Source organism: Aerosakkonema sp. BLCC-F183 (genome assembly GCF_041929145.1).
Classification (GTDB): domain Bacteria; phylum Cyanobacteriota; class Cyanobacteriia; order Cyanobacteriales; family Aerosakkonemataceae; genus Aerosakkonema.
This window is the reverse complement of record NZ_JBHFNU010000026.1, coordinates 1-8,467: the sequence shown is the minus strand read 5'-3', so window position 1 is coordinate 8,467 and position 8,467 is coordinate 1. Positions and strand designations below refer to the sequence as shown.

The 8,467-nt window shown below is 41.0% G+C and carries 9 protein-coding genes and 1 pseudogene; 7 read left to right on the top strand and 3 right to left on the bottom strand.

The features are described 5' to 3' along the window. Positions 1 to 450 precede the first annotated feature (450 nt). From ACE1CD_RS07425 to ACE1CD_RS07410, 4 genes are all read left to right on the top strand, one after another. Positions 451 to 2,235, top strand: coding sequence for a DEAD/DEAH box helicase (locus ACE1CD_RS07425; protein ID WP_374822845.1), 1,785 nt, complete (start codon positions 451 to 453; stop codon positions 2,233 to 2,235). Beyond that, entirely contained in the window at positions 2,165 to 3,379 is a 1,215-nt protein-coding gene (locus ACE1CD_RS07420; RefSeq protein ID WP_374822842.1) for a DUF790 family protein, read from the top strand. The genes ACE1CD_RS07425 and ACE1CD_RS07420 overlap by 71 nt, the downstream gene beginning before the upstream one ends. Positions 3,380 to 3,446: 67 nt before the next feature. Then, a complete protein-coding gene (locus tag ACE1CD_RS07415) occupies positions 3,447 to 4,007 on the top strand; it encodes a Uma2 family endonuclease (protein ID WP_374790437.1) in 561 nt (186 codons plus the stop codon). A 42-nt stretch (positions 4,008 to 4,049) separates the two neighbouring features. After that, entirely contained in the window at positions 4,050 to 4,301 is a 252-nt protein-coding gene (locus tag ACE1CD_RS07410; protein ID WP_374790439.1) for a hypothetical protein, read from the top strand. A gap of 89 nt (positions 4,302 to 4,390) precedes the next feature. Here ACE1CD_RS07410 and ACE1CD_RS07405 read toward each other — a convergent pair whose 3' ends face one another. Next, complete coding sequence (locus ACE1CD_RS07405; RefSeq protein WP_374790441.1) at positions 4,391 to 4,624, bottom strand: hypothetical protein; 234 nt, start codon at positions 4,622 to 4,624, stop codon at positions 4,391 to 4,393. A gap of 108 nt (positions 4,625 to 4,732) precedes the next feature. On the opposite strand from ACE1CD_RS07405, the gene ACE1CD_RS07400 reads away from it, so the two are divergent. Next, entirely contained in the window at positions 4,733 to 5,065 is a 333-nt protein-coding gene (locus tag ACE1CD_RS07400; RefSeq protein ID WP_374790443.1) for a hypothetical protein, read from the top strand. Positions 5,066 to 5,119: 54 nt separating this feature from the next. Here ACE1CD_RS07400 and ACE1CD_RS07395 read toward each other — a convergent pair whose 3' ends face one another. Beyond that, on the bottom strand, positions 5,120 to 5,353 hold the full coding sequence (locus ACE1CD_RS07395) for a hypothetical protein (RefSeq protein ID WP_374790445.1): 234 nt from the start codon (positions 5,351 to 5,353) through the stop codon (positions 5,120 to 5,122). 157 nt (positions 5,354 to 5,510) lie between these two features. Here ACE1CD_RS07395 and ACE1CD_RS07390 point away from each other — a divergent pair, with 157 nt between their 5' ends. Then, on the top strand, positions 5,511 to 5,933 hold the full coding sequence (locus tag ACE1CD_RS07390) for an endonuclease domain-containing protein (RefSeq protein WP_374790447.1): 423 nt from the start codon (positions 5,511 to 5,513) through the stop codon (positions 5,931 to 5,933). A 263-nt stretch (positions 5,934 to 6,196) separates the two neighbouring features. On the opposite strand, the pseudogene ACE1CD_RS07385 reads toward ACE1CD_RS07390, so the two are convergent. Continuing rightward, positions 6,197 to 7,342 (bottom strand): annotated as a pseudogene (locus ACE1CD_RS07385) (IS4 family transposase). Positions 7,343 to 7,485: 143 nt separating this feature from the next. On the opposite strand from ACE1CD_RS07385, the gene ACE1CD_RS07380 reads away from it, so the two are divergent. Beyond that, positions 7,486 to 7,875, top strand: a complete 390-nt coding sequence (locus ACE1CD_RS07380) for a hypothetical protein (protein ID WP_374792503.1) — start codon at positions 7,486 to 7,488, stop codon at positions 7,873 to 7,875. Positions 7,876 to 8,467: the final 592 nt, after the last annotated feature.

Sequence of the window (8,467 nt, the reverse complement as noted above, 5' to 3'; positions counted from 1 at the left end):
TCATTTTTTTTTTTTTTTCCTTTTTTTTTTTTGTTGTTGCTTTTACGGTATTTTACCCTTTTCGCAAAACCCGCGAAAACCCCCAACAACGTACCGTCATATCGTATCGGTTCTCCCGTATTTATGGAAATAATAAAATTTTATTTAACTGTAGGGTGTGTTGGTACGGGCGAGAAATTGAGTATGGCAATCAATAATTAAATTGTCGTGCCTAACGTACCATCCCCCAAATTGGTAAGAAAAATGAACATTTTACCTTATTAAACCGAAAGAACCTGCGAAATATTATTTGTGGGAATCATGGGTTAAATTTTTACCGCAGATGTAGGCAGATTAACGCAGATAAACGCAGATAAGAAAGGGATTTTTATACAACCGATGCGATCGCACATGATATCAGTTGCCTAAGTCTTGTAAAATTGTCGGGATGAACCAAAATGTGCAGAAGTAATGGCTCGTACCCCCACATTATTGTTTGATAGGGGCACTTTGATTTTGCATCCCCCTCCCAGAGGAAAAATTTGGGTAGAATACGCTACTTGGGATGATAGAGTGGAGAAATTTCGCATCCCTGCGATCCACTATCGATCGCTTGTAGAAGCGCTGCAAGCGGAAAAAACTGATTTTATCGACGAGGCGAAGGCTTTTGCGCCACTGGAACTCGTTCCCAGTGTGGAAATGGAACCCTACCCGCACCAAAGCGAGGCGTTGATGGCGTGGAAATCGGCGGGACGTCAGGGGGTGGTGGTGCTTCCGACTGCTGCTGGTAAGACTTATTTGGCGCAATTGGCGATGCAGGCAACTCCTCGCAGTACATTGATTGTAGTGCCGACGTTGGATTTGATGCACCAGTGGTACGCTCAATTGGTGACGGCGTTTCCGGATGCGGAGGTGGGATTGTTGGGTGGCGGTTCGCGGGATAGGACTGCTATTCTTGTCGCTACTTACGATAGTGCGGCGATTAATGCTGAGGCTTTGGGAAATAGTTATGCTTTGTTGATTTTTGATGAGTGTCACCATTTACCAACAGAATTTTACCGGGTAATTGCAGAATATGCGATCGCACCTTATCGTTTGGGACTGACTGCAACTCCAGATCGATCGGATGGTAAGCATAGCGATCTCGATCGTCTCATAGGGTCGGTTGTTTATCGCAAAACTGCTGAGGAATTAGCTGGGTTAGCGCTAGCGCAGCATGAGGTGATCCCGATTAAGGTAAAGTTATCGCAAAATGAGCGCGATCGCTACAATGAGTTAATCAAAATTCGCAATGATTTTTTGAAAGCAGAAAAGATTCATTTAGGTAGTTTGGAGGGTTGGCAAAATTTTGTCAGAATGAGTGCTAGATCTCCTGCCGGTCGCCGTGCTATGCTAGCTCACCGGGAAGCGAGGGAAATTGCTTTGGGTACGGATGGTAAGTTGCGAATCCTCGGCAATTTGATTGCGGAACATTACCCGGAACGCATTCTCATATTTACGGCGGACAATGCTACAGTTTATCGCATTTCTCAAGATTTTTTAATTCCGGCGATTACTCATCAAACTCCTGTGAAAGAACGCCACGAAATTTTAACGCGCTTTCGCGAGGGGGAATACAAAACTTTAGTCGCTTCTCACGTTCTCAATGAAGGTGTTGATGTTCCGGCTGCTAGTATTGCAATTATTTTATCGGGGACTGGTTCCCAACGGGAGTTTATTCAGCGATTGGGTCGGGTTTTGCGTAAGGGTAACGATAAGAATAAACGCGCTTTGTTGTATGAGGTGGTGGCGGAAAATACGAGTGAGGAAAATACTTCTGACCGTCGGCGAGGTGTGGATAAGAAGAACGAACCGCAAAGAGTGACAGGCGAGACGCCTGTTCCACAAGAAAGAGGGAAGAAGAATAAGAAAAAGGGTAATTTAGAAATTGTGCCTTCTAAACCGATTTATGAGGTTAGTCAGTCAGGTGGTTATTTAGCGGCTGAGTCGTCCGAAGTTAATTATTCAAGTACGAATAAGTTGTCTTCTAATTCCATCCCAAATCCCAATTCTAAAATTCCAAATCCAGAGGTTAGTCAACAAAATGGTTATTTAGCGGCTGAGTCATCCGAAGTTAACTATTCAACCACTAATACGCAGCCTTCCGATTCAATCCAAAATCCAAAATCTAAAATCCAAAATCGAAATGTTACCAAGCGAGTTGCTGAGTCACCGGCAAAATGGGGAGACGATAATTCCGAAACATCTGAAGATTGACGATCGCAATTTGGAATTAGCGATCGATCTGATTACTTGTTTTGAGGAATGTGTCGGTAAAACACAAGGAGAATTAGATAATCAATTGCAGGAATTTGAGGGCGATCGACCGGATTATCGCATTATTCGGGGATTGGCTCATCTGCTCAAAAGCAGCTTTTCTACTTTTGAGGTTGTCAGTCCTTTAGAACCGCAAGAATTGCGCGATCGAGTGTTTGCTTTATCGGCTCAATCAATTCCTAGTTTACAGGCTACTAGCCAAACTCTTTCAATTTTAGCAGATAAACTCAGTCAAGAATTAAATCGCGAAGTTCTGCCAGAGCAAATTCGCACTGGTTTGTATGCGGATTTGCAAGAAAATCGGATTTTAACACAGTTTGATGCTCCTGCTGCTGAAAGTTTATTGCATCGTTACAATTTGTCGCAAGTTCAAGGAATATTTTACCGCGCCAGTCAAATGACTCTGAACGCTCATCGCAATGTTCCGGGTGAATATAAGTTGTTATTTCGCTATCTCAAACTATTTCAATTGATGGCATATATTGAAGGTGACGCCGATCACGGTTTTACGATTACGATTGATGGCCCGACTAGCTTGTTTAAGCCTAGCACAAGATATGGGTTAGCGATCGCCAAACTTATCCCCGCTTTGTTGCACGTTACCAAATGGAGTCTCAGCGCCACCTTGCAAACTCGCGATATTTTCACTGGCAAAGAAAAAATTGGCAGATTCACTTTAAATTCCGATTGCGGTTTGGTAACTCATTATCCACCCGGTAAGCCTTACGATAGTATGCTGGAAGCATCATTTGCTGACAGATGGGATTCCTTAAAAACCGATTGGGTATTAGAGAGAGAAGTTGACCTGATTCCCATTCCAGGTAGTGTGATTATTCCCGACTTTCGCCTCATACATCCCGATGGGAGAAGTTATTTATTAGAAATAGTTGGTTACTGGCGTCCCGAATACTTGCAAAAGAAATTTGCCCAAGCGCGAAAGGCTGATTGCGATAATTTAATATTGGCAATTTCGGAAAGATTGAATTTGGAAAAAGCTGGTGTGAAGGTGAGCGATACAACTGCAAAGATTATCTGGTTTAAAGATAAGCTTTTGCCCAAAGCTGTGTTAGAAGCGATCGAATAGTAAACTTGTGTTAGAGTAGAATAAAATTTGGCAAAAATTAGGATAATATCCTGTATTGGAGGTAGCAATGATTGTTCAATTACTGAGACGGAAATTTACGGTAGAACAGTATCACCAAATGGTAGATGTTGGTATACTCAATCAGAGCGATCGAGTGGAACTGATCCGAGGAGAAATAGTTGAAATGAACCCAATAGGTACAAGACACGCAGCTTGTGTGAATCGATTAGTGAGACTCCTAACTCAGAGGCTTGGCGATGTCGTAATACTTTCTCCCCAAAATCCCGTCGAGTTGGATGATACCTCTGAACCTCAGCCAGATGTAGCATTGCTACAACCTCGTCCTGATTTTTATGAATCAGGTCATCCTCAAGCACAAGATGTTATTTTATTAGTAGAAGTAGCAGATACAACTGCGGAAAGCGATCGAACCGTAAAAATACCACTTTATGCTGAAAATGGAATTGTAGAAACTTGGCTAGTAAATATTAACGAGCAATGTGTTGAAGTTTATCGCGAACCATCAGCAACGGGTTATCAAAACGTGCAGGTTTTTCAGCGAGGGCAAAGTTTATCTATACAAGCTTTTTCCGATATTAATATTACTGTTGATGAGGTTTTGGGATAAGTTCGTATAATTTGATTGGAGTTTATATAGATTTCAAAATCCATGACTGAGAAACCACAACCGCCTAGCATTGAGAAAGTTAAGGAAAGATCGGCTAGAGTGCAGGAAATATGCAAACGAGCTGATGCTAACATTATGGTTCTGGATGAAATAATTGCCCAATTAGAGGAAGAAAATCGACGCTCGCCTCTATATCAGTCCCGTTTGAGGAGAGCAAAGCGGTTGCTGAATTTCCCGGAAGAAAACGCAGAAACTGTTGAGAGCGATCGAAATTCAGCAACGACAAATTCTTGACAGTGAGTAAAAGTAAATTTTAAAAATTGGCGCTCGCTTTGCCAACTGTTGAGCTTATTGTCGAATTAGCGATCGCACTCCCTAAACTCTCAACTTTCCGCCTCTTTCTTTCTAGTCTTTTCCTCAACTATCCGCTTAAATAATTCAAACTGTTCTTGTTCTTCCTCTTTTGTTTTTGGGGGATGGAATAGAATTGTTTCTGAATCTGGTTTGCGGCGACTAAACAGCACGCGCAAAGCCTCAAGATCGTCATCGCCGCCGCGATGTGCAAGTGCATAAGCTTTTAATTCAGCGTTAGTCATTGCTTCAAAATTTGGTTTCATAGAAAATACCAGAATCAATTTTGAGTAAAATAATCGAAAAGCTAAAATCAATTTGCTGTAATTGGGGATGCAGTGCTATAATAAATGAAACCCGTACAGAAGAAACCCATGTCTGAATCGGTACATTATGTTACTAACCAGCAGGGAGAGCGAGTCGGTGTAATGTTAGATATGGAAACATACCATCGACTGACAAATTCTTTGCGATCGGATGCCGAACTATTAACTGATTTGAGTCTGGATGAACTGCAAGCTTTGGCAGAAAGTATGTTGGCTCCCAAAGAACAGGGAGAATTAGATCGGTTGCTGGTTAAAAATAAGGAAAGCCAACTTTCTGCTGATGAAAGTTATGTGCTAGATAAAATGTTAGCGCAAGTAGATCGACTCAACATTATTAAAAATAGAGCTAGGTATACTCTAAATCAAATTCCGTCTATTTGAGTATTGTTAAAGCGATCGCACTTTCAAAAAAAAGCGATCGCACTCCCTAAACTCTCAACTTTCCGCCTCTTTCTTTCTAGTCTTTTCGTCAACTATCCGCTTGAATAATTCAAATTGTTCTTGTTCCTCTTCTTTTGTCTTCGGTGGGTGAAACCAGATTGCTTCTGAATCAGGACTGCGGCGAGTATATAAAATGTTCAAAACTTCATCAATATCTTCATCGCAACGATGGGCGATCGCATACTCTCTCAACTCTTTTCTAGACCTTTTTTCAAAGTTCGGTTTCATTTAAAAACCTCCAGGTGTAATTGTGAAAGATAAAAATTTCTAGGTTTTTGCCTACTATAATCTATAAATATCCCTTCGGCGGTATCATTGATATGATATACCGAAGTAAACATAAATTCTTGTTCCCCCCTTTTGAAGGGGGGTTAGGGGGGATCGAATGCCGTCATCTCATCAACCAAACCTCAATCACACCGATTTTCACCTACCCTACAATCCCCAACTGGTAGCAAGAGCCAAAGAACTTCGCAAAAACCCAACACCAGCAGAAAAGAAACTTTGGCAAAATTACCTTAGAAATTTTAAATTTCGCATTCTCCGTCAACGACCTATTGATAATTTTATAGTTGATTTCTACTGTGCTGCATTGAGGTTAGTAATTGAAGTTGATGGAGAAAGGCATTTTACAGATGAGGGTCAAGATTATGACCGAGAAAGAACGCAGATATTGCAAGGATATGGGTTGAAAGTGGTGAGATTTACGAATGATGAAGTATGGAATAATTTTGAGGGGGTGTGTAGGCAAATTGAGAGTTTTATCTCTCTAGGTGATGTTAAAGACGATCCCCCCAACCCCCCTTAAAAAGGGGGGCTTAAGACTAAAACGGTTCTATTTCCTTCTTTTTAAAAGAGAGCTAAAACAGTTACGGTTCCCCCTTTTTAAGAGGAGAAGTCCAGATACTTGATTTTCAATTTGGCGATGGAGCTAAAACGATTCCGGTTCCCCCCTTTTTAAGTTTGAATTCACGGACAACGGCATTTCCCCGAAACATGGAGCTAAAACGATTCCGGTTCCCCCCTTTTTAAGGGGGGTTAGGGGGGATCCTGACGGGGCGACAACTTTGGCTATAAACTGGATCTGATAAGCTTTTGAGCTTGGTGACCACGCTGATAATAAGGACGTTTATGAGGACTTAATGCCATCAATTGCTCTGTTAGTTGAGCAAATATTTCCAGAGATTCTACCCAAGAAAGCCCGTGTAAACCAATATAAAAACTACTATGTCGGTGGTGAGTTCTATGAGGTTCTCTTGGGCGAACAGCATATTTACTTGCTCCTTTTTGTTTGATTTTCTGACCACACATAATCGAACTCGTATAGGCAAGAGTGACTAAAATCATTAAGGAAATTAACCGATTGTTATCTACATAACTTCCTTCTATATCGTAGCCGCCGCTTTTAAAATCCCGAAACATCTCTTCAATGCCAAACCGTTTTTGATAAGCTTTTAAGGCCGCCGAGAAATCTTTTAAACTTGTCAAAATAAACCAGCCTTCGAGCGCCGTCTTCCCTTGATACTTGCGTTTCCATTTACAAGCGATATTTCCCCCCAGGAAACCTTGACTTTTTGTAACTTTTACTCCTTGAAAATACAGACTTACTCCCGGTGCTAATCCTACATCTTTTAATTGCATCCAAATCGAGTTTTGCACTTGGATGTAATGTGACCGTTTCAACCGGACACAAAAATCCGTCAAAGGCTGTTTCTTCATCCAACCTGCCAAATCTACTGAGCAAAATTCCCGGTCTCCTAACACGACTTTTTTGTAACTTTTTAACAGTTCTAGAACCTGAGATAACGCAGCTTTTTGTTGATGAAAGCTACAAGCACCCATAGACGGTAAAAGCTCGAAATAAATCGGAATAGCTCGTTGTTCATAAATTCAGCTAATTACCAACAGATTGATGCTTCTCCATGTCGTTCTATCAATTGCTATGTATAAGACTTCCGTCCGCTCAAAGGAGCTGTTTAACCAATAGGTGAAGATGGGGAACCAAATGTTAGCTATAGTTAGTTTAGGCAGAGATAAAAATCTTTGAATTTTGCGTCGCCGACTTTCAAATAATATTTTTTGCGGAAATTTAGACGCTAATTCTTCCAGTCTCACCCATCTATAGGTTTGAAGTAACCCGACTAAGATAGATAAAATCAAAAACTCAGCCCTAGATAGTTGTGTTTTGAGGTGGAGAGTGTAAAATGTAGGTAACAATTTCATTATTTTCATTTAAGTAGGTCTTGTTGATAATACCAGACCTATTTTTTTTTGACAACAATCTGTCAAAACCGCACGGAGTAAGGTTTTGACAGATTGTTTTCCCCCCGTCAGGCGATCGCGCACTAGGAGTCTGAACTATGTCATTTGACGAACAAAATCTGGAAGCTTTTCTTGAATTATTAAACGATAAGCGATCGCGCTTATTTACTCCTCAAGATATCGCTAGTTTAACCAAGTTAATCGATTCCGTACCCGACGATATCGAAAAACTCTCCGTTGCGATCGCTTCTTGGTACGAAAAACGCCCCAAAATCCTAGATGCTCAACTCGATATACTCAACAATAAATTGAGTAATACTAGCAGTTTTAATAGAGTCTCAGACAGTAATGTTGGTGATGTCAACTCTTCAGAAAATCAACTTAACAAACAAGTTTTACAAAAAGCGATCGAGCAAACTTCTGTTTCTGTAACTCCCCGCACATCTACTCCCAGAATAAAAGATGGAAAATTCAACTCCAAATATTGAGTAGTCAGTCAACGGAATTTTTGCAATTAATCAAACCTAGAGCGCCAGTCGAATAGAATGAATTGACAAAAAAACGAAATATGTATTATGTAGGGGCGAAGCATTCGGGCGACAATTTATTGCACAAAACCCAAGATTTTCTGTCCGAATGCTTCGCCCTGCCGAGGTTTCTATACACATACACATTTTATTTCTTTTGTCAACCTCTTTTACTGGACTGGCGCTCTAGCCCCCAGTCCCGACGCCCTACATATAAAATTTTACAACAGGACAAGCGGCAAGCGTTTTGAGAGGGAATCGAACCCCAAAGCCCGCGCATCTGGAATGCGGGTCACCACCTTGGCGGAATTCAACCTTGCTCAGTTCCTGTTGTAATACAACTATAGTACACTTTCGCCGCAGTGTCAACTGATTTTAGATTTTGTTGGGTGCGATAACCCCTTTTATTTATTACTGGAGTTTAGACTAACCGCGCTTTAGGGCGCGGTTAGTCTAAACTCCTATACAAGGCAAAATAGCTCAGCTTTTAGCTGAGTAAAAAAAGATTGATTTAATCAGGATTTAAGAGAAAAATAAGTTAGCTTTTTGAGTT